The sequence below is a fragment of the Inquilinus sp. 2KB_23 genome (assembly GCF_052115705.1).
Lineage (GTDB): Bacteria > Pseudomonadota > Alphaproteobacteria > DSM-16000 > Inquilinaceae > Inquilinus > Inquilinus ginsengisoli_A.
The window spans coordinates 191,221-208,347 of record NZ_JBFRHF010000003.1; the positions used below are offsets into that span (position 1 = coordinate 191,221).

At 71.0% G+C, this 17,127-nt stretch carries 23 protein-coding genes; 10 read left to right on the forward strand and 13 right to left on the reverse strand.

The window, feature by feature from the left end:
- Positions 1-15: 15 nt before the first annotated feature.
- Complete coding sequence (gene trpS, locus AB4112_RS05065; RefSeq protein ID WP_441717506.1) at positions 16-1,062, forward strand: tryptophan--tRNA ligase; 1,047 nt, start codon at positions 16-18, stop codon at positions 1,060-1,062.
- Between the two features lie 9 nt (positions 1,063-1,071).
- On the opposite strand, the gene AB4112_RS05070 is transcribed toward trpS, so the two are convergent.
- Together AB4112_RS05070 and AB4112_RS05075 are read right to left on the reverse strand one after the other, a co-directional pair.
- Entirely contained in the window at positions 1,072-1,998 is a 927-nt protein-coding gene (locus AB4112_RS05070; protein ID WP_441717508.1) for a hypothetical protein, read from the reverse strand.
- A gap of 32 nt (positions 1,999-2,030) precedes the next feature.
- Entirely contained in the window at positions 2,031-2,948 is a 918-nt protein-coding gene (locus AB4112_RS05075; protein WP_441717510.1) for a hypothetical protein, read from the reverse strand.
- Between AB4112_RS05075 and AB4112_RS05080 the strand changes: the two genes are divergently transcribed.
- The gene (locus AB4112_RS05080) at positions 2,947-3,138 is read left to right on the forward strand and encodes a hypothetical protein (protein ID WP_441717512.1); all 192 of its coding nucleotides are present in this window, start codon (positions 2,947-2,949) and stop codon (positions 3,136-3,138) included. The two genes, AB4112_RS05075 and AB4112_RS05080, sit on opposite strands and share 2 nt — an antisense overlap.
- A gap of 63 nt (positions 3,139-3,201) precedes the next feature.
- Here AB4112_RS05080 and AB4112_RS05085 read toward each other — a convergent pair whose 3' ends face one another.
- The 9 genes from AB4112_RS05085 to AB4112_RS05125 form a co-directional block, all read right to left on the reverse strand.
- On the reverse strand, positions 3,202-4,086 hold the full coding sequence (locus tag AB4112_RS05085) for a hypothetical protein (protein ID WP_309795960.1): 885 nt from the start codon (positions 4,084-4,086) through the stop codon (positions 3,202-3,204).
- A 164-nt stretch (positions 4,087-4,250) separates the two neighbouring features.
- Positions 4,251-5,588, reverse strand: coding sequence for an acetyl-CoA carboxylase biotin carboxylase subunit (gene accC, locus AB4112_RS05090; protein ID WP_309795962.1), 1,338 nt, complete (start codon positions 5,586-5,588; stop codon positions 4,251-4,253).
- The gene (accB, locus tag AB4112_RS05095; protein ID WP_309795964.1) at positions 5,588-6,034 is read right to left on the reverse strand and encodes an acetyl-CoA carboxylase biotin carboxyl carrier protein; all 447 of its coding nucleotides are present in this window, start codon (positions 6,032-6,034) and stop codon (positions 5,588-5,590) included. The genes accC and accB overlap by 1 nt, the downstream gene beginning before the upstream one ends.
- A 7-nt stretch (positions 6,035-6,041) precedes the next feature.
- Positions 6,042-6,506 carry a type II 3-dehydroquinate dehydratase gene (aroQ, locus tag AB4112_RS05100; protein WP_309795966.1) on the reverse strand — a complete coding sequence of 155 codons (465 nt, stop codon included), beginning with the start codon at positions 6,504-6,506 and terminating at the stop codon, positions 6,042-6,044.
- An 86-nt stretch (positions 6,507-6,592) separates the two neighbouring features.
- Positions 6,593-7,084, reverse strand: a complete 492-nt coding sequence (locus AB4112_RS05105) for a TPM domain-containing protein (protein WP_309795968.1) — start codon at positions 7,082-7,084, stop codon at positions 6,593-6,595.
- Position 7,085: 1 nt separating this feature from the next.
- The gene (locus tag AB4112_RS05110) at positions 7,086-8,015 is read right to left on the reverse strand and encodes a TPM domain-containing protein (protein WP_309795970.1); all 930 of its coding nucleotides are present in this window, start codon (positions 8,013-8,015) and stop codon (positions 7,086-7,088) included.
- Positions 8,012-8,566 carry a TPM domain-containing protein gene (locus AB4112_RS05115; RefSeq protein ID WP_309795971.1) on the reverse strand — a complete coding sequence of 185 codons (555 nt, stop codon included), beginning with the start codon at positions 8,564-8,566 and terminating at the stop codon, positions 8,012-8,014. The genes AB4112_RS05110 and AB4112_RS05115 overlap by 4 nt, the downstream gene beginning before the upstream one ends.
- A 2-nt stretch (positions 8,567-8,568) precedes the next feature.
- Positions 8,569-9,189: a LemA family protein gene (locus AB4112_RS05120; protein ID WP_309795973.1), complete on the reverse strand. Its 621-nt coding sequence runs from the start codon at positions 9,187-9,189 to the stop codon at positions 8,569-8,571.
- Between the two features lie 131 nt (positions 9,190-9,320).
- On the reverse strand, positions 9,321-10,190 hold the full coding sequence (locus tag AB4112_RS05125; RefSeq protein WP_441717517.1) for a LysR substrate-binding domain-containing protein: 870 nt from the start codon (positions 10,188-10,190) through the stop codon (positions 9,321-9,323).
- 100 nt (positions 10,191-10,290) lie between these two features.
- Here AB4112_RS05125 and AB4112_RS05130 point away from each other — a divergent pair, with 100 nt between their 5' ends.
- The 5 genes from AB4112_RS05130 to AB4112_RS05150 all read left to right on the forward strand — a co-directional run bounded on the left by AB4112_RS05130 (position 10,291) and on the right by AB4112_RS05150 (position 13,315).
- Positions 10,291-11,214 (forward strand): DMT family transporter, encoded by a 924-nt coding sequence (locus AB4112_RS05130; RefSeq protein WP_441717519.1) that lies wholly within the window; start codon positions 10,291-10,293, stop codon positions 11,212-11,214.
- A 65-nt stretch (positions 11,215-11,279) separates the two neighbouring features.
- Positions 11,280-11,618, forward strand: coding sequence for a hypothetical protein (locus AB4112_RS05135; RefSeq protein ID WP_309795979.1), 339 nt, complete (start codon positions 11,280-11,282; stop codon positions 11,616-11,618).
- Positions 11,619-11,668: 50 nt separating this feature from the next.
- Positions 11,669-12,157 carry a cupin domain-containing protein gene (locus tag AB4112_RS05140; RefSeq protein WP_309795980.1) on the forward strand — a complete coding sequence of 163 codons (489 nt, stop codon included), beginning with the start codon at positions 11,669-11,671 and terminating at the stop codon, positions 12,155-12,157.
- A gap of 50 nt (positions 12,158-12,207) precedes the next feature.
- Positions 12,208-12,489 carry a DUF3303 domain-containing protein gene (locus AB4112_RS05145; RefSeq protein WP_441717712.1) on the forward strand — a complete coding sequence of 94 codons (282 nt, stop codon included), beginning with the start codon at positions 12,208-12,210 and terminating at the stop codon, positions 12,487-12,489.
- A gap of 22 nt (positions 12,490-12,511) precedes the next feature.
- Complete coding sequence (locus AB4112_RS05150; RefSeq protein ID WP_441717522.1) at positions 12,512-13,315, forward strand: MBL fold metallo-hydrolase; 804 nt, start codon at positions 12,512-12,514, stop codon at positions 13,313-13,315.
- A 140-nt stretch (positions 13,316-13,455) separates the two neighbouring features.
- Here the strand turns inward: AB4112_RS05150 and AB4112_RS05155 are convergent, their stop codons facing one another.
- Together AB4112_RS05155 and AB4112_RS05160 are read right to left on the reverse strand one after the other, a co-directional pair.
- Entirely contained in the window at positions 13,456-14,964 is a 1,509-nt protein-coding gene (locus tag AB4112_RS05155; RefSeq protein ID WP_441717524.1) for a multicopper oxidase family protein, read from the reverse strand.
- A gap of 105 nt (positions 14,965-15,069) precedes the next feature.
- Entirely contained in the window at positions 15,070-15,699 is a 630-nt protein-coding gene (locus AB4112_RS05160; protein WP_441717526.1) for a CGNR zinc finger domain-containing protein, read from the reverse strand.
- Positions 15,700-15,774: 75 nt separating this feature from the next.
- Between AB4112_RS05160 and AB4112_RS05165 the strand changes: the two genes are divergently transcribed.
- From AB4112_RS05165 to AB4112_RS05175, 3 genes are read left to right on the forward strand one after another with little or no spacing between them, the layout of a single operon-like run.
- Positions 15,775-16,374, forward strand: coding sequence for a GNAT family N-acetyltransferase (locus AB4112_RS05165; RefSeq protein WP_441717528.1), 600 nt, complete (start codon positions 15,775-15,777; stop codon positions 16,372-16,374).
- Positions 16,371-16,685, forward strand: a complete 315-nt coding sequence (locus tag AB4112_RS05170) for an antibiotic biosynthesis monooxygenase family protein (protein ID WP_441717530.1) — start codon at positions 16,371-16,373, stop codon at positions 16,683-16,685. Before AB4112_RS05165 ends, AB4112_RS05170 begins: the two co-directional genes overlap by 4 nt.
- 30 nt (positions 16,686-16,715) lie before the next feature.
- Complete coding sequence (locus tag AB4112_RS05175) at positions 16,716-17,120, forward strand: VOC family protein (RefSeq protein ID WP_441717532.1); 405 nt, start codon at positions 16,716-16,718, stop codon at positions 17,118-17,120.
- The last annotated feature ends 7 nt before the right edge of the window (positions 17,121-17,127 follow it).

Genomic DNA, 17,127 nt, shown 5'->3' on the forward strand with positions numbered 1-17,127 from the left:
GAAAGGACTCGTCCTATGACCGACATCACCCTTGCCCGCCCGGCCCCGGCGCCCGGGATCACCGAGGCCGACACCGTGCTGACCGGCGACCGGCCAACCGGGCCGCTGCATCTCGGCCACTATGCGGGGTCGCTGGCCAACCGGCTGCGGCTGCAGCGCCTGTGCCGGCAATTCGTGCTGATCGCCGACCTCCAGGCCCTGACCGACAACGCCGCCGATCCCGGCCGGGTCAGCCGCAACGTGATGGAGGTGGCGCTGGACCACCTCGCCATCGGCATCGACCCGGCGCGGAGCCACATCGCGCTGCAATCCGCGATGCCGGAGCTGGCCGAGCTGGCGATGCTGTACCTCAACCTGGTCACCGTGGCCCGGCTGGAGCGCAACCCGACGGTGCGCGACGAGATCCGCCAGCGCGGCTTCGTCCGCGACCTGCCGGCCGGCTTCCTGTGCTACCCGGTCAGCCAGGCCGCCGACATCACCGCGGTGGCGGCGACGCTGGTGCCGGTGGGGGCCGACCAGGCGCCGATGCTGGAGCAGACGGTCGAGATCGTCCGCGCCGTCAACCGTCTGGCCGGCGATGCGGTGCTGCCGGAGCCGCGGATTCTGCTGTCGGCCACACCGCGGCTGCCGGGCCTCGACGGCCAGGGCAAGATGAGCAAATCGGCCGGCAACGCCATCGACCTGCGCGCCGATGCCGACACGGTCCGCGCCGCGATCCGCCGGATGTACACCGACCCCGGCCATGTCAGGGCGGAGGATCCGGGCCGGGTCGAGGGCAATGTCGTCTTCGCCTATCTCGACGCCTTCGACCCCGATGCGGCCGGGGTGGTGGCGCTCAAGCAGCGCTACCGCGCCGGCGGCCTGGGGGACATGGCGGTGAAGCGGCGGCTGGAGGAGGTGCTGGACGCGCTACTGGCGCCGATCCGCGCCCGCCGGGCGGAATTCGCGCGGGCCCCGGACGAGGTCCGCGCGATCCTGCGGCGCGGCACCGAGGCGGCGCGGGCCGAGGCCGCCCGGACGCTGGATGCGGTGCGCGCGGCCTTCGGGCTGGTGCGGCCGTGAGAACGCAGCTCAGTAGCTGGCGGTCAGGTTCAGCCGCTTCACCAGCGCCGTCAGCTTGGCCAGCTCGCTGACTTCGCCGGGTTCCAACTCCGCCAGCTCGGTGAGAGGGAGCGGCGGCTGCGGCGCCAGCGACAGGCGGAACGGCCCGCGCGGCTGCGGCATGGACTGGATGAAGCGGCCGATCGCCGCCACCGACTCCTTCGGCACCCCCGCCGCGACCAGGATGGCCAGCTGGGCCATGCCCTGTAGCTTGGCCGCGGCGACCGCGCCTTCCGGGTCGGTCTCGCCGTCCGGCAGGGCGAACAGCAGCGGCAGCAGGGCATAGCCTTCGAACATGCCTTGGTTGTCGAACTCCAAGGTCAGCGACTGCAGCGCCACCCCGGCCGCGACCGCCGGGTCCGGAACCTGGTCCGCGGTCAGCTTGTCGAGGTTGAGTCCACGCACCGCGGCAGTGACGGTCAGATGCCCAATCTGCTGGCCGCGGAAGCTGGCGTCGCGGATGGTCAGCACATTGGCGGCCGCGTCGTAATCGAAGTCGAAAGTGATCTCGATCGGCTTCTGCACCAGCTTCATCTGATAATTGTTCGCCGCGGGCAAGGCCGGCGCGGTGAAGCGGATGCCTTCAGCGCGGACCGACAGCGTCAGCGGAAACCGGTCGGTGTAGAAACGCTTGAAGTCGATCCGGTCGATGGTCAGCGACCCGACCATCCAGCCCTGGTACCGGCTTATCGTCACGAGCAGGTCGTTGTAGTGGCAGCCGCTGTCGCCGACCGGCGTCACCTTGCCGACCGTCGGGGCCTCCTCGGTGGCCTTGCCGATCATCGGGATCAGATCGCGGCAGCGCTGCACCGGGTCCGCTGGAACCGGGGCGGCGTGGGCCGGCAGGACGAAGCCGGCCGCGACGACGAAGGCGGCGGCGCTCCAGATGCGGGTCATGGTCTTCTCCGTCTCGGTCGGCTCGGGCGGGCTCAATAGGTCACGGTCAGGTTCAGGCGCCGGAACAGCTCCTCCGGCGTCGCATCCCCGGCATCTTCGCCGAACAGCAGCGCGGGCATCGACACCGTTCCGGCCGGCGCGGCGGTGAGGGTGATCGGCCGGGGCGCCGGGAAGTCGCGCACGAAGGCCAGCAGCGGCGTCACCATCGAGTCCGGGAACCCGCCGACGGACATGGAGGCGACCTGGTTCTGCACCGCCTGCTGCAGCGCGGCCTTCCGCTCCTCGTTGGTGCCCGGGTCCTTCTCGGCCAGGCCTCGTGCCGCCGCGGTGAGGACGCGGTCGACGATGCCGTCGTCGCGGAAGCGCAGCGACAGCGCCGTCAGGTCGCCCGCGCCGATCAGGACAAGGACGGGGAACTTCGGCGCGAAGTCGAAGGAGAAGGCGTCGGCTTGGACGTTCCGGCGCCGGTTGCTGAACGAGATTTCGCCCAGGCCGGGGGCGGACAGTGACAGCGACGAGACATCGAGGTCCCCGGTCGCGGCATCCCAGCGGTAGTCGAGCGCCGCGTCGAGCTTGACCAGGCCGGGGCCGAGCGCCGCCGTCACAGCGGAGTCCTTCAGCTGGACGTCCTTGGCCCGCAGCGACGCCGCCTCCAGCCGGCGATCCTGGTAGATTCGGGCGAAGTCCAACCCGTCGGCCGACAAGGTGCCGACGGTCCAGCTGCGGCCGAGCCCGAGATCGACACGCAGCTCGGAGAAGCGACAGCCATCGGCTCCCAGCGGTTCGACGGTGGCGGCCGCCGGCGTGGCGATCCCGGCCACCGCCGCCGCGATCTCCAGCAGGCCGCGGCAGCGGTCGGCGGGGGCGGTGGGGACCGGCGCGGCATGGGCCATCGGGACGAGGCCTGCCACGATGACGGCGACGGCTGCTGCGCGGCGGATGCGGGTCATGGCGATATTCGTCTCACTTGGCCCGGTCAGTCGGCGACAACGAGATTCAGGCGCTCCACCGCCCGTCGAAGCCGCTGCGGATCCGATCGAAGTCGATACGGTCGACCAGGATCAGTCGATCGATGCCGCCGGCCACAAGGCCGCCGTTGCCGGCGCCAGGATCGCCAGGGTCTTCATGCCGGTCTCCTGAGACGGCGATGGCCGGGGAGTCGCCGCCCCGGCCATCGCTTCACATCAGGTCCGATCGCAGCCGTCAGTAGGCGACGGCGACATTCAGGCTCTTGACCAGCTCGGTGAACTTCGGCTCGCCCGGCTTGGCCGCGGCGAACTGCGCCAGCGCCACCGGGGCGGCCGGGTCGGCCGAGATGGTGATCGGGCCCTTCGGCGCCGGGAAATCCTGGGCGAAGGCCATCAGGCTCTTCACCGCCGGCTCCGGCACGCCGAAGGCGGACAGCATCGCCATGCCCATGGTCGCCTGGCTCTTGCCCTGCTCGATCGCGGTCTTCGGGTCCTCGCCCTGGGCCGTCGCGAAGGCGATGACCTTGTCGATGATGCCCTTGTTCTCGAAGTGCAGCTTGATGCTGCGCAGCGCCGCGGTGGCCAGCATCGCGCTGGGGTCGGACGCCGTGGTGGCATCCGTGCTGATGCCGTCGAAGGCGCCGGTCAGCGCCACTTCGCCCAGCGCGTCGCCGCTGACCGTGAAGTCGGTCAGGGTGAACATCTTGGTGGCGGGGTCGAGCACGTAGTCGACCGAGACGTCGAAGGACTTGGCGTCATCGCCGAGGAACGCCTTGGCTTCCGGGCTGTCGATGGTGATGCCCTTGGCCTCGGCCACCAGCGCGTTCGACGGCTTGCCTTCGTAGACGCTGGCGAAGTCCATCTTGTCGAGTGTGACCTCCTCGATCGAAACCGTCGTCGGGTCGCCGGGCTTGGTGATCTTCAGGTCGGTGAACTTGCAGCCGGTGTCCCCGACCGCTTCGATGTTGCCGATCTGGGCGTCCTTCAGGGGCGAGTCCGGCAAAGCGGTCACCAGGCCCTTGCAACGCTCGAGCGGATCGGACGGGACATCGACCGCAAAGGCCGGGGCCGCAAACAGCGCGACCAGCGCCGCCGCCGTCGAAGCACGAAACACGTTCATCTGTCTCTCCTCGCATATCGGGGCGGCAGCCGGACCCCTAGGCCGGAATAGGCCCGGGAAGGCGATCGCATCATCCCCTATGGATCGCCGTCCCCAGGCTCTTCCCCGGGGCACCTGGCAAGGTCATATCCCCAGAATTGGGCTGAATTCAGGCTGGACGCGCGCTATTTCGCCATCAGCTTCTCAAGCCAGCGAATATCGTATTCGCCGTTGATGAAGTCGGGCTCCGCGATCAGCCGGGCGTGCAGCGGCAGGGTCGTCTTCACCCCGTCGATGACATATTCCTCCAGCGCCCGGCGCAGCCGCATCAGGCATTCGTTGCGGGTGCTGCCGCGCACGATCAGCTTGGCGATCAGGCTGTCGTAGTGCGGCGGGATGCGGTAGCCGTCATAGATCGCGCTGTCGACCCGCACGCCCAGGCCCCCCGGCGCGTGGTAGCCGTCGATCCGGCCGGGGGAGGGGATGAAGGTCTCCGGATCCTCGGCGTTGATCCGGCATTCGATGGCGTGGCCCTGGAACACGATGTCGTCCTGGGTGTAGCCAAGCGGCGCGCCGGTGGCGACGCGGATCTGCTCGCGCACCAGGTCGATGCCCGAGATCTCCTCGGTGATCGGGTGCTCGACCTGCAGTCGGGTGTTCATCTCGATGAAGTAGAACTCCCCGTCCTGATACAGGAACTCCATCGTGCCGACGCCGCGGTAGCCGAGCTTGCGCGCGGTGTCCGCCGCCAGGCCGCCGATAAAGGCCCGCTCCTCGGCGTTCAGGGCGGGCGACGGGGCCTCCTCGATCACCTTCTGGTGGCGGCGCTGGATCGAACAGTCGCGCTCGCCGAAATGCACCACGTTGCCGTGCATGTCGGCCAGCAGCTGGATCTCGATGTGGCGGGGGTGGTCGAGATACTTCTCGACATAGACGCTGTCATTGCCGAAGGCGGCACGGGCCTCGTTGCGGGCCATGCTGTAGGCCTCGGGCAGCTCGGCATCGGTCATCGCGACCTTCATGCCCTTGCCGCCGCCGCCGGCCGTGGCCTTGACCAGCACCGGATAGCCCATGCCGCGGGCCAGCGCCTGGGCCTCGTCGACCGTGTCGACGGCGCCGTCGGAGCCGGGGACCACGGGCAGGCCGGTGGCCTTGACCGCATCCTTGGCGGCGATCTTGTCGCCCATCACCCGGATGTGCTGGGCGGTCGGGCCGATGAAGGCGAAGCCGTGCTCCTCCACCATCTCGGCGAAGCGGGCGTTCTCGGCCAGGAAGCCGATGCCGGGATGGATCGCGTCGCAGCCGGTGATGGTGGCGGCCGAGAGCAGGGCCGGGATGTTGAGGTAGCTGTCGCGCGCCGCCGGCGGGCCGATGCAGACCGCCTCGTCGGCCAGGCGGACGGCCATGGCGTCGCTGTCGGCCGTCGAGTGCACGACCACGGTGCGGATGCCCATCTCGCGGCAGGCGCGATGGATGCGCAGCGCGATTTCGCCGCGATTGGCGATGAGGACCTTCTCGAACATCAGTCGATCACGACGAGGGGTTCGGCGAATTCGACCGGCTGCGAATCCTCGACCAGGATGGCGGTGATGGTGCCGGACCGCGGGCTGCGGATCGGGTTCATCACCTTCATCGCCTCGACGATCAGCAGTGTCGCGCCCTCGGCCACTTTGTCGCCGACCTTGACGAAGGCGGCGCTGCCCGGCTCCGGCGACAGGTAGACGGTGCCGACCATGGGTGAGGTCACCGCGTTCTTCGGCGGGCCGGCCGGGGCCGCCGGGGCTGCGGCCGGGGCCGCTGCGGCGACGGCCGCGGGGGCTGCGGCATAGGTCGCGGCGACCGGTGCCGGCTGGCGATTCAGCCGGATCCGGCGATCGCCCTCCGAGAACTCGATCTCGGTCAGGCCCGTCTCGTCGAGGAGTTTGGCCAGGCCGCGCACGAAGTCGGGATCGAGGCTGAACGTGCTCATCTATTGCTCACCGGTCGGTTTCGAGAAGCCGCGCCATGGCCTGCAGGGCCAGAAGATAGCCGTGCACGCCCAATCCGCATACCACCCCGGTCGCCGCCTGCGACACATAGGAATGGTGGCGGAACGGTTCGCGGCGAAAGATGTTGGAGAGATGGACCTCGATCACCGGCAGCTCGGCGGCCTGAAGCGCGTCGAGGATGGCGACCGAGGTGTGGCTGTAGGCGCCGGCGTTGACGACGATGCCGTCATGGGCGGTGCGGGCCTCCTGGATCCAGGTGACCAGCTCGCCCTCGTGGTTCGACTGGCGGAAGTCGACCTCGAGCTCGAGCTGCTCCGCCTCGTCGGCGCAGGCCTGCTCGATGTCGGCAAGCGTGTCCCGGCCGTAGATCTCAGGCTGGCGCACGCCCAGCATGTTGAGGTTGGGGCCGTTGAGGATAAGGACCGTCGGCCGGTCCGATTGGATCGCCGTCACGCGTCGCTGCTCCCGGAATCACTAAGGGCGGGGGTATCATAGGCGATGCGGCTTCCACAAGCGCCGTCGCAAGAACCTGTAACCCTTCACAGGGTGACGGGCCGGTCCGGCAGCTCGTCGGGATTGGACTCGCCCTCGGCCAGCGGCCATGTACGCAGCAGCTCGGCGTCGATCGCGGCCAGCGCGTCCACCACGCCCTGCTCGTACTGTCCGGCCTGGAACCGGGCCCGCAGCTCGGCGCAGATCCGCAGCCACACGGCGTCGTCGACCCGGGCGGTGACGCCGCGGTCGGCAACGATCTCGATGCGATGGTCGGACAGCAGGATATGGAGCAGCACGCCGGTGGCCTGCGCCGTGTCCCACACCCGCAGCCGGCCGAACACCTCCAGCGCCCGTGCGCGGCTGTCGCGGATGTGCGGCGGGGCCGCGGCCTCGACCGCCACCACGATCTCGCCGCGGTGCCGGCGCTCGGCGATGTGGATGGTCTGGTGCAGCCGGGCCATCACCGCCGCGCCGAAATGGCGCCGCAGCAGCCGGTGGCCATGCCAGTGGGCGAAGGGCCTGAACCGCCGCAGCATGTTACCAGCTCCCGGATGCACCGCCGCCTCCGCTCGATCCGCCGCCGCCGCTGAAGCCGCCGCCGCTGGATCCACCGCCACCGCCTCCACCGCCGCCGAACCCGCCGCTGGATCCGCCGCCGAACCCGCCCGAGCCGCGGCCGGAGCTGAAGGTGCCGCCGCCGAGGCCGCCCAGCCCGCTGCCGAAGCCGCCGAGGATCAGCGCGCCGAGGCCGCAGAACGCCCCGAGGAATAGGATGCCGGACACCGCCCAGCCGATGCCGCCGGCGACCAGCGCGCTGCCGACCGGCGGCAGCGGCGCGGGCAGGCCGGCGGCCCGCAGGCCGAAGCGGACCACCACGCCGGCGATGATCGCCATGATGAAAACCTGGGGGAAGTCCAGCGGCGCGCCGCTGGACGATCCGCTGTCCGGCGGGGGCGGCGGCAGGGCCTCGCCGTTGATCAGGCGGATCAGGCTGTCGACCCCGGCGCCGAGGCCGCCGGCGAAGTCGCCCTGGCGGAAGGCCGGGGTGATCTGCTCACGGATGATGCGGCCGGCGGCGATGTCCGGGATGGCGCCCTCCAGGCCGCGCCCGGCCTCGATCCGCACGGTGTGGTCGTTCTTGGCCACCAGCACCAGCACGCCGTCGTCCACGCCCTTGCGGCCCAGCTTCCACTGGTCGAAGACGCGGATGGCGTACTGTTCGATGCTGTCGGCGCCGGTGGTCGGCACGATCAGGATGGCGATCTGCGATCCCTTGCGCCGCGCAACCTCGGCCAGCTTGTCGGTCAGCGCCTGGGCCTGGCCCGGCGTCAGGGTCCCGGTCAGGTCGGTGACCTGGGTGGCCAGCTGTGGCACCGCGACCGGCTGCTGCGCCCAGGCCGGCAGGACGAAGGCCAGCAGCAGGGCCAGGGCGGCAAGGTGGCGGGGCAGGCGCAGGCTCAGGGTCATGCCGCGTCCGCCAGGGCAGGGGGCATGGGGGTGGCTTGCGACGCCTTCTCCGGCTTCGGCAGGCCGTCCCGTGCGATCAGCGGCACCAGGGACGCGATGGCGGCGGTGATGCCGCGGGCGAAGTCGCCGGCGCGGAACGCCGGCACCATGTCGTCCTGGATGATCCGCACGGCGGTGGCGTCGGGGATCGCGGTTCCGAGGCCGGTGCCGACCTCGATCCGCATCCTGCGGTCGGTCTTGGCCACCAGCAGCAGAACCCCGTCATTGATGTTCTTGCGACCCAGCCCCCAGCTGCTGAAGACGCGGAGGGCATAGGCCTCGATGCTGTCGGTGCCCGTGGTCGGCACGATCAGCACGGCGATCTGGGCGCCGGTGCGGCGTTCGACCCAGGCCAGCTTGGTCTCGATCATCCGGCTCTGCTCCGCCGTCAGCGTTCCGGTCTGGTCGGTCACCCGGGTGGCCAGGGCCGGCACGGCGACCGGGTCCGCCCGGGCCGGCTGCAGGGCGAGGGCCAGCAACAGGCCGGCCGCGGCGGCCATCCGGCGCAGCATGGTCAAGGCTTCGGCGTCGCCGGGTTCCCGAACTCGACCTTGGGCGCGGTCGAGATCGCGGCCTCGTTCTCGACGCTGAAATTCGGCTTGGGCCCGAAGCCGAGGAGGCCGGCCACCAGGTTGCCGGGGAAGCGCCGGACGCCGACATTGTACTCCTGCACCGCCTGGATCGAGCGGTTGCGGGCGACCGTGATCCGGTTCTCGGTGCCTTCCAGCTGGGTCATCAGGTCCTGGAACAGGGCGTCGGACTTCAGCTGCGGATAGTTCTCCGTCACCACCAGCAGCCGCGACAGGGCCGAGGACAGCTCGCCCTGGGCCGCCTGGAACTTCTGCAGCGCCGCCGGGTCGTTCAGCGTCTCCGGCGTCACCTGCATGGTGCCGACCTTGGCCCGCGCCTCGGTCACCTGGACCAGCACGTCCTTCTCCTGGTTGGCGTAGCCCTGGACGGTCTTGACCAGGTTGGGCACCAGGTCGGCGCGCCGCTGATACTGGTTCAGCACCTCGGACCAGGCCGCCTTGACACCCTCGTCGCCGGTCAGGAAGCGGTTGTAGGCGCTGCCGCCCCACAGGGCGATCAGCACGACCAGGACGATGATGACGATCAATCCGGTGAAGCGACGCATCCGATCCCCCTTCGATGTGCGGAGCGACTCCGCCCGAATTGCAGCATCAACCCATGGCTGCGGCAATCGTGCCGACAAAAATCATATCATCTCCAGCAACTTCTGGGACTGGTTTCACATCCGGGCGATCTCTAAGCGGCGACGGCTTCCGGCCGGCCGATGGTGCCGCGGATCTGATCGGCCAGCCGCAGGGCGGCCGGGCTCCGCGGCCGGGCGCCCCAGGCCAGGGCCACCTCCAGCATCGGCAGGGACGGCAGGCCGTCGCGCTCGCCCAGCACGCGCATGCCGGCGGGCAGGCTGCATTCGACCACCACCGCCACCGCCAGCCCGGCGCGGACCACGGCGGCCAGCCCGACCAGGCTGGGGCTGCTGTAGGCCATGCGATGTGGCCGCTGCGCCGCGGCCAGCGCCTGCAGGGTGACGTCGCGGGCGACGCAGCCGGGCTCGTACAGCGCCACCGGCAGCGGGTCGGCGAGATGCGGATCGTGGTCCGGCGACCCGAACCACACCAGCGGTTCGCGCCGCAGCAGTTCGCCGTCGCGGCCCAGCCCGCGGGTGACCACCGCCAGGTCGATGCGCCCGGCCGCCAGATGGTGGTCCAGCAGCGTGCTCTGCTCGCAGATCAGCTCGACCTCGACATGCGGGTGGGTGGCGGCGAAGCGCGACAGGATCGGCGGCAGCAGCGAGTCGGCGTAGTCGTCGGGAATGCCGAGCTGGACCCGGCCGCGCAGGTCGGGCTCGATCAGCGCCGCCCAGGCCTCCTCCTCCAGCCGCAGCATACGCCGGGCGTGGCCCAGCAGGCTTTCGCCGGCGGCGGTCGGCCGCAAGTGCCGGCTGCCGCGGTCGAACAGCCGCTTGCCGGTGGCCTCCTCCAGCCGCCGGATCTGCATGCTGACCGCCGACTGGGTGCGGCCGACCCGCGACGCGGCCGCGCTGAAGCTGCCATCCTCGGCGATCGCCACCAGGGTGCGCAGCACGTCGAGATCGAGACGTCGTTCCATCGCCCAATCATAAATCCAGGTGATGGGTCCCTTCAAATCTATTCGTTTGAGTGAAGGCGGCCGCAGCCCCAGCTTCCAGCGATCGGAACGGGAGGCGGCGATGGCGGGCAGTGTCGAGGTGACGGCGGCGGAGCGGCGGACGGGGATCCTGCAGCTCGGTTTGGGCACGGCGGTGGTCGGCACCGTCGGCGTGTTCATGCAGGAATCGGGGCAGGGGCCGATCAACGCGGTGTTCTTCCGCTGCGTGTTCGGCGCGCTGGTGCTGGCGGCGTTCTGCGCCGCCCGCGGCTGGCTGGGGGGCCTGCGCCTGCCGCTGCGGACCTGGGGGCTGATCCTGTTCGGCGGCGTCTGCATCGTGCTGAACTGGGTCGCGTTCTTCGCCGCGATCCAGCATACCTCGATCGCCTTCGCCACCATCGTCTACCATGTCCAGCCCTTCTGGGTGGTGCTGGCCGGCCCGATCCTGTTCGGCGAGCGCATCAGCCGGCAGAAACTGGGCTGGATCGCCATCGCCTTCGCCGGGCTGGTGCTGGCCATCGGCATCGGCACTGGCGGCGCCGAGCCGGGCCGCCTGCTGGGCGCCGGCCTCGCGATCGTCGCCGCGCTGCTCTACACCGGCACAGTGCTGTCGACCAAGGCGCTGCGCGGGGTGCGGCCGCATCTGACCGCGATGGTCCACGCCGCCACCGGCATCGTGCTGCTGGCGCCCTTCGTCAGCATCGCGGCGCTGCCCGCGATGCCCGGCCCCTGGGGCTGGCTGGCCGGGCTCGGAATCGTCCACACCGGCCTGGTCTACGTCCTGATGTACGCCGCCTATCCGAAGCTGCCGACGCCCGTCATCGCGGTGCTGGCCTTCATCTATCCGGCCTCGGCCATCGTCAGCGACTGGGCGGTCTACGGCCACCGGCTGGGGCTCGAGCAGGCGGCCGGCATGGGTCTGATCGCCCTGGCCAGCCTGGCGGTGACGCTGGGCTGGCGGCTGTGGCCGGCGCGGCGGGTGCCGGCGGCGGTCGGCCAGGGCTGACCGCAGGCCGCCTCCCGCCTGCGCAGGGCGTTGACTTAACCGCGGCGTTTGTTCATGATCCGTTCATGAGTAAGCCCACGCGCCCCGCCCCCAACCCAGCCCTCGTCACCGATCCGGTGCTCGCCCGGCTCGAGAAGCGGATGCAGTCGCTGGATGATCTCGCCAAGCGACGCATGGTGGAGGTGGAGGCGCTGGCGAAGGACCCCGACGCCGTTCCGGACATGGTGGACCGCTTCTGCCGCCTCTCCGAGGAGGTGACCGGGGCCATCGAGCAGAGCCACACGCTGCGGCAGACGTACCGGCGCCGGTTCGAGAAGCTGGAAGCGGAGCGGGCCCGGCGCGTGGCGGCCGCCCGCGTCGCGTTCCTGGCTCCCGGCGCGCCGCCCGCGGGCACCAAGCACTAGCCGCCCGACCCGCGCGGCAGGGCAGCGGATCGCCAGCCAGGGAGGCCGCCATGTCCGACACGCCATCCTCGATCAACGCCGACGGCGTCTACGAGCCGTTCTCCGTCGAGCAGGTGCCGTGGGAGGAATTCTCCCGCGGCAAGCTGGGCAGCCGCTTCCGGGTGCTCAGCAAATTCGGCGGTGGCGACCATGTCGGCGTGGCCTATGAGGAGCTGCCGCCCGGCAAGCAGTCTAATCTGCTGCACTATCATCTGCTGGAGGAGGAGCATGTCTTCATCCTCGAAGGCGCGCTGACGCTGCGCCTGGGCGACAAGGCCTATCCGATGAAGGCGGGCGACTATGTCTGCTTCCCCGCGGGGCAGCAGGCCGGGCACTGCCTGGTCAACCACACCGACGCGCCCTGCCGCTACATCCTGATCGGCGAGAACAACCCGCATGACGTCGCGGTCTTCCCCGAGACCGGCCGGGTCAGCGTGCGCCTGACCGGCGAGGGCTATCGCGCATCCGCCGTGATGGACTATTGGGAAGGCACGGACTGAACCCGGCGGCCGGCGCCGGGACGGGCGAGGGAGGCCAGGCCGTGCTTTTCATGGTGATCGAGCGCTTCGGCGACGGCGATCCGGTGCCCGCCTACCGGCATCTGCACGATGCCGGGCGCGGCATTCCCGACGGGCTGACATATGTCGACAGCTGGGTCGAGGCCAATGGCGCGCGCTGCTTCCAGCTGATGGAATGCGACGACCTGGCCCTGCTGCAGCAATGGGTGCTGCATTGGCGCGGCACCGGCGTCAGCTTCGAGATCGTCCCCGTGCTGCGCAGCGCCGAGACCCGCGCCGTGGTCGCGCCGCTGCTGGATGCGCCCGGCGCCTGATGCCGAAGAGGATGCGATGACCATGACCGACTCCGCGCTGCCCGTCGCCCCGGACTGGTTCCGCCAGCAGGATATGGGCGGCGGCCTGACGCTGATCGTCGAGCCGCATGTCGATGTGCTGATGCGGGCCAACATCTGGCACCTGCGCGGCCGCGACCACGACCTGCTGATCGATGGCGGCCTGGGCGTGGCGCCGCTGCGCCCGGCCCTCCCGGGGCTGTTCGCGGGCCGCGACACCGTCGCCCTGGCCACCCACACCCATGCCGACCACATCGGCGCGATCCATGAGTTCGAGCAGCGCTGGGTGCATCCGGTCGAGGCGGCGTCCCTGGCGACGCCGCGCCCGGGGTCGCTGATCTCCGACGACATCCCGGCCGAGGCGCGGCAGCGCTTCCTGGCCGCCGGCTATCCACCCCTCGGGCCCGCTTTGGTCACGGCGGTGCCGCATGCCGGCTACGACCTGCGCAGCTATGCCCTGCAGGGCGCGGAGCCGACGCGGCTGATCGAGGCCGGCGAGACGGTCGATCTCGGCGACCGCCGCTTCCGCGTGCTGCATGTGCCGGGCCATTCCCCCGGCAGCATCGCCCTGTTCGAGGAGGCGACCGGCACGCTGTTCGCCGGCGACGTGATCTATGACGGCCCGCTGCTGTACCGCGGCCCGGGCATGGACATCGGCGACTATATCAGCTCCTTCGCCCTGCTGAAATCGCTGCCGGTCACGGTGGTCCATGCCGGCCATGACGACAGCTTCGGCAAGGCCCGGCTGGACGCCATAATCGACGCCTACCTGGCGCGCTGGCGGGCCGAAGGGCTGGTCGAGGGCTGAGGGCGGGAGGCTCCAACACTGTCATTGCCCGGCTTGACCTTGGCATCCAGGGGCCACCAAGAGCTGCTCTGGCCGCCCCTGGATGCCACGGTCAAGCCGTGGCATGACAAGTTGGGTGGCGACGCGTCGGCCCTCAGCCCTCAGCCGATCCCCTCATACGCCACCGTCGTCATCATGCCGCCCTCCATGTGGTAGAGCAGGTGGCAGTGGAAGGCCCAGCGGCCGGGGTTGTCGGCGTCGAAGGCGACGGTGACGGTGCGGCCCGGCGGCACCAGCACGGTGTCGCGCCGGGCGCCCGCCAGCGGCGTGCCGTCGATCGCCACCACCTGGAAATGATGGCCGTGCAGATGCATCGGATGGGCCATCATCGACGGGTTGGACATCACGATCGCCACCCGCTCGCCCTGGCGCACCGCCAGCGGCGTGTCCTGGCCATAGACCTTGCCGTTCAGGGTCCAGACATAGCTCGCCATGTCGCCGGCCAGCACCACCGGGATGGTGCGGTCGACCGGGCGGGCGGGCAGGGGATCGGTCGCCGCCAGCTTCGCCTCCAGCGCCAGGTCGAGCGGCGGGGTCTTGTCCCCGCCCTGATCGGCGATGCGCGCCACCGCGGCGCCGGGCGCGGCCAGGACCAGGCCGGTGCGCTGCCGGTCGCCCTCGCGCAACGCCAGCACCGGCAGCGCGGCGCCGGCGGGCACGGTCAGGCGGATGTCCAGGCGCTGGGCGACGGCGATCGGGAAGCGGCGGCCGATGACCGGCACCACCGGCATGCCGTCGACCGCGACCAGCGAGCCCGACACCGCGCCGAGATCGATGTGGAAGTTGGTGCCGGCGGCGCCGTTGATGATGCGCAGCCGCACCCGGCCGCCGCGCTCCACCCGCACCACCTCCGGGTCGGCCAGGGTGCGGTCGTTGGCGAGGTAGGCGTCGTATTCGACGTCGTTGAGGTCCATCGCCATGCCCGCCATGGTGCCCATGCCGGCCATGTCGTGCTTCATCCCCGGCATGGCGTCCGTACTCGGCTTGGCACCCATGCCGGGCATCGCCGCCATGTCGTGGCCGCTATGGTCCATTCCGGCCATGCCCGCCGCCGCCTGGCCCTGGTCGCCGCGCAGCTGCGCCAGGATCTCGGCCGGGTCGCGGAAGGTGAAGTCGTGCAGCATCAGCACCACCTCCTGCTCGTCCAGCCCGGCCTCGGCCGGGTCGGCGACGATCAGCGGCGCCGCCAGCAGGCGCTGCTCCTGCAGCCCGAAATGGGAATGCATCCAGTTGGTGCCGGGGCGCGTCAGCGGGAAGTCGTAGTCGAAGCCGGCGCCCGGCGGCAGCGCGTCCTGGGACACGCCGGCCACCCCGTCCTGGCGCCAGGGCGGGGTCATCCCATGCCAATGCACCAGCGTCGGCTCGGCCAGGCCGTTGGTCAGTCGCACCCGGAAGGCGTCGCCGGCCGTGGCGCGCAGGCCGTGGCCGCCATCCGGCCGGGTGATGCCGAACACGGTGGCGGCGCGGCCGTCGACCTCGATGCTGCGCGTCGCCACCGTCAGCCCGACCGGTGCTGCGGCGCGGGCCAGCCGAGGGCCGATCCCGGCCAGGGCGGCTGCGGCGGCGGTGCCGGCCAGGAAGCGGCGGCGGGTCAGGGCAGGGGCGGTCACGGGCGGAGCCTCATTCTGTCGACGAGGCCGGGACTCTGAGGCTTCCCCCTGCGGGAAGGTAAAGCGCGTCATCGCGTCGCTCCGGCCCAGGCCAGGGTCGACGGGTCAACCGGCCTCGCGGCTGCGCTCGTAGTGCCGGCGCGCCTTGTGCCGGTTGCCGCAATCCTCCATCGAACACCAGCGCCGGCTGTGGTTGCGCGAGGTGTCGAGGAAGACCCAGGCGCAGTCCGGGTCGGAACAGCTGCCGACCCGGTCGGCGCGGCCGGAGATCAGCAGCTCCGCCGCGTCCCACAGCACCGGCCAGATCGGCTGTTCCAGCGGTTCGGCCGGCGATGTCGCCCAGGCGAAGCCGGCCTTGGTTGGCACCAGCCCAATGCGGGTCGGGGCGCGGGCCAGCAGCGCGTTGACGGTGGCCAGGTCGGCCGGCGCGACGGCGTCCCGCGTCGTGAAGATGCGGTCGATCGCGCCGCGCAGGCCCAGCGCGGTGGCCAGCGCCGCCGCCGCGACCTTGGGGCGGCGCTCCGCCTCCTGCACCAGGCGGCGAACCTCGGCGCGGTCGAGGATCCCGACATGGCCGGCCCACAGCGCCAGCTCGCCATAGCTGGTCAGGCGTTCGCGCCGGTCCGGGACGTCGCCGCGCCACATCTCGGTGTTGATGAAGTCCAGGCACAGCGTGCCGCCGATCCGTTTCGGCGGCCGCAGGGCGTAGGACGGGGCGGGTTCGGCTGTCTGCATCGCCTAACCATCCTACCGGTTGACTCGGGCGGCGCAAGCCCGGCATCGTCGGCCCGACCGGTCCAGGGGTTAGACATGCGGAAGACCGATCGCGAGGACGCCCTCCACTGCCGGCCGCTGACGCCGGACCGGCTCGGCGACGTCGAGGCGGTGTTCGCCGGCTGCGCCGATGCCGGCCGTTGCTGGTGCGCCTTCTGGCGCCGGCCGCGCGCCGACTACAACGCCGGAACCCGCGACGGCGGCAACCGCGCCCTGTTCCACGACCGGGTCGCGGCAGGCGAGACGCTGGGGCTGGTCGGCTATCGCGACGGCCGGCCGGTGGCCTGGTGCGGCGTCGCGCCGCGCTCGGCCCAGCCGCGCCTGGCCCGGTCGCGCAACCTGGCGCCGGTCGACGACCTGCCGGTGTGGTCGATCACCTGCTTCGTCACCGTCCGCGCCCATCGCCGCACCGGGCTGCTGCGCCCGCTGGTGCAGGCCGCGGCACGGCTGGCGCGGTCGCAGGGCGCGCCGGCGGTCGAGGCCTATCCGATCGATGCCGGGCGCCGGCTGTCGTCGGGCGAGATCTACACCGGCGTGCTGGGGCCGTTCCTCGACCTCGGCTTCCGCGAGGTGGCGCGCCGCAGCCCGACCCGCCCGATCGTCCGCCTGGACCTGACAGAGGAGGATTCGAGATGATCGCCAGGATGTGGCGCGGCCCGGTGCCGAAGGCCAAGAAGGACGCCTATGTCGCCTATCTCCAGGAAACCGGCCTCGGCGACTATGCGCAGACGCCCGGCAATCGCGGCGTCTGGCTGCTGTGCCAGGACCGCGGCGACGAGGTCGAGTTCCTGACCCTGACGCTGTGGGACTCGGTGGAGGCGATCAAGGCCTTCGCCGGCGAGGATCACGGCCGCGCCCGCTACTACCCGCGCGACCGCGACTTCCTGACCCGCTTCGACCCGGAGGTCGAGCATTTCGAGGTGATCGACACCAAGGCCGCGGGCTAGAAGACACCGCACGAGACGGGGAGAGACACAATGCAGTTCCACCGGGGCCGCCTGATCGACCATGTCCATCTGGTGGTGCGCGACCTGGCGGCGAGCCGGCGCTTCTACGAAGCCGCGCTGGCCTCGGTCGGCCGCGCCATCACCTTCGAAGGGCCGGGCTTCTTCGCCTCGGACGAGCTGTTCGTCAGCCCGGGCGACGGCATCAGCCATGTCCATCTGGCGTTCCAGGCGGCGGACCGCGAGACGGTGCACCGCTTCCATGCCGCGGCGCTGGCCGCCGGCGGCCGCGACAATGGCGGGCCGGGCGAGCGGCCCTACCATCCCGGCTACTACGGCGCCTTCGTGCTCGATCCCGACGGCAACAACATCGAGGCGGTGCATCACGGCCCGGCCGAGCGGTCGGCCGAGTCCGTGGTCCTGACGGCCGAGGTGTGAGCGCGGC

Excerpts from the sequence above, each read along its gene's own strand:
- AB4112_RS05140 (WP_309795980.1), top strand. The coding sequence starts at position 11,669 with ATGTCCGACACGCCATCCTCGATCAACGCCGACGGCGTCTACGAGCCG.
- AB4112_RS05130 (WP_441717519.1), top strand. The coding sequence starts at position 10,291 with ATGGCGGGCAGTGTCGAGGTGACGGCGGCGGAGCGGCGGACGGGGATC.
- AB4112_RS05145 (WP_441717712.1), top strand. The coding sequence starts at position 12,208 with ATGGTGATCGAGCGCTTCGGCGACGGCGATCCGGTGCCCGCCTACCGG.
- AB4112_RS05085 (WP_309795960.1), bottom strand. The coding sequence starts at position 4,086 with ATGAACGTGTTTCGTGCTTCGACGGCGGCGGCGCTGGTCGCGCTGTTT.
- AB4112_RS05080 (WP_441717512.1), top strand. The coding sequence starts at position 2,947 with ATGGCGATATTCGTCTCACTTGGCCCGGTCAGTCGGCGACAACGAGAT.
- AB4112_RS05070 (WP_441717508.1), bottom strand. The coding sequence starts at position 1,998 with ATGACCCGCATCTGGAGCGCCGCCGCCTTCGTCGTCGCGGCCGGCTTC.
- AB4112_RS05170 (WP_441717530.1), top strand. The coding sequence starts at position 16,371 with ATGATCGCCAGGATGTGGCGCGGCCCGGTGCCGAAGGCCAAGAAGGAC.
- AB4112_RS05110 (WP_309795970.1), bottom strand. The coding sequence starts at position 8,015 with ATGACCCTGAGCCTGCGCCTGCCCCGCCACCTTGCCGCCCTGGCCCTG.
- AB4112_RS05125 (WP_441717517.1), bottom strand. The coding sequence starts at position 10,190 with ATGGAACGACGTCTCGATCTCGACGTGCTGCGCACCCTGGTGGCGATC.
- AB4112_RS05075 (WP_441717510.1), bottom strand. The coding sequence starts at position 2,948 with ATGACCCGCATCCGCCGCGCAGCAGCCGTCGCCGTCATCGTGGCAGGC.
- trpS (WP_441717506.1), top strand. The coding sequence starts at position 16 with ATGACCGACATCACCCTTGCCCGCCCGGCCCCGGCGCCCGGGATCACC.
- accB (WP_309795964.1), bottom strand. The coding sequence starts at position 6,034 with ATGAGCACGTTCAGCCTCGATCCCGACTTCGTGCGCGGCCTGGCCAAA.
- AB4112_RS05135 (WP_309795979.1), top strand. The coding sequence starts at position 11,280 with ATGAGTAAGCCCACGCGCCCCGCCCCCAACCCAGCCCTCGTCACCGAT.
- AB4112_RS05175 (WP_441717532.1), top strand. The coding sequence starts at position 16,716 with ATGCAGTTCCACCGGGGCCGCCTGATCGACCATGTCCATCTGGTGGTG.
- AB4112_RS05160 (WP_441717526.1), bottom strand. The coding sequence starts at position 15,699 with ATGCAGACAGCCGAACCCGCCCCGTCCTACGCCCTGCGGCCGCCGAAA.
- AB4112_RS05120 (WP_309795973.1), bottom strand. The coding sequence starts at position 9,189 with ATGCGTCGCTTCACCGGATTGATCGTCATCATCGTCCTGGTCGTGCTG.
- AB4112_RS05105 (WP_309795968.1), bottom strand. The coding sequence starts at position 7,084 with ATGCTGCGGCGGTTCAGGCCCTTCGCCCACTGGCATGGCCACCGGCTG.
- accC (WP_309795962.1), bottom strand. The coding sequence starts at position 5,588 with ATGTTCGAGAAGGTCCTCATCGCCAATCGCGGCGAAATCGCGCTGCGC.
- AB4112_RS05115 (WP_309795971.1), bottom strand. The coding sequence starts at position 8,566 with ATGCTGCGCCGGATGGCCGCCGCGGCCGGCCTGTTGCTGGCCCTCGCC.
- AB4112_RS05165 (WP_441717528.1), top strand. The coding sequence starts at position 15,775 with ATGCGGAAGACCGATCGCGAGGACGCCCTCCACTGCCGGCCGCTGACG.
- AB4112_RS05150 (WP_441717522.1), top strand. The coding sequence starts at position 12,512 with ATGACCGACTCCGCGCTGCCCGTCGCCCCGGACTGGTTCCGCCAGCAG.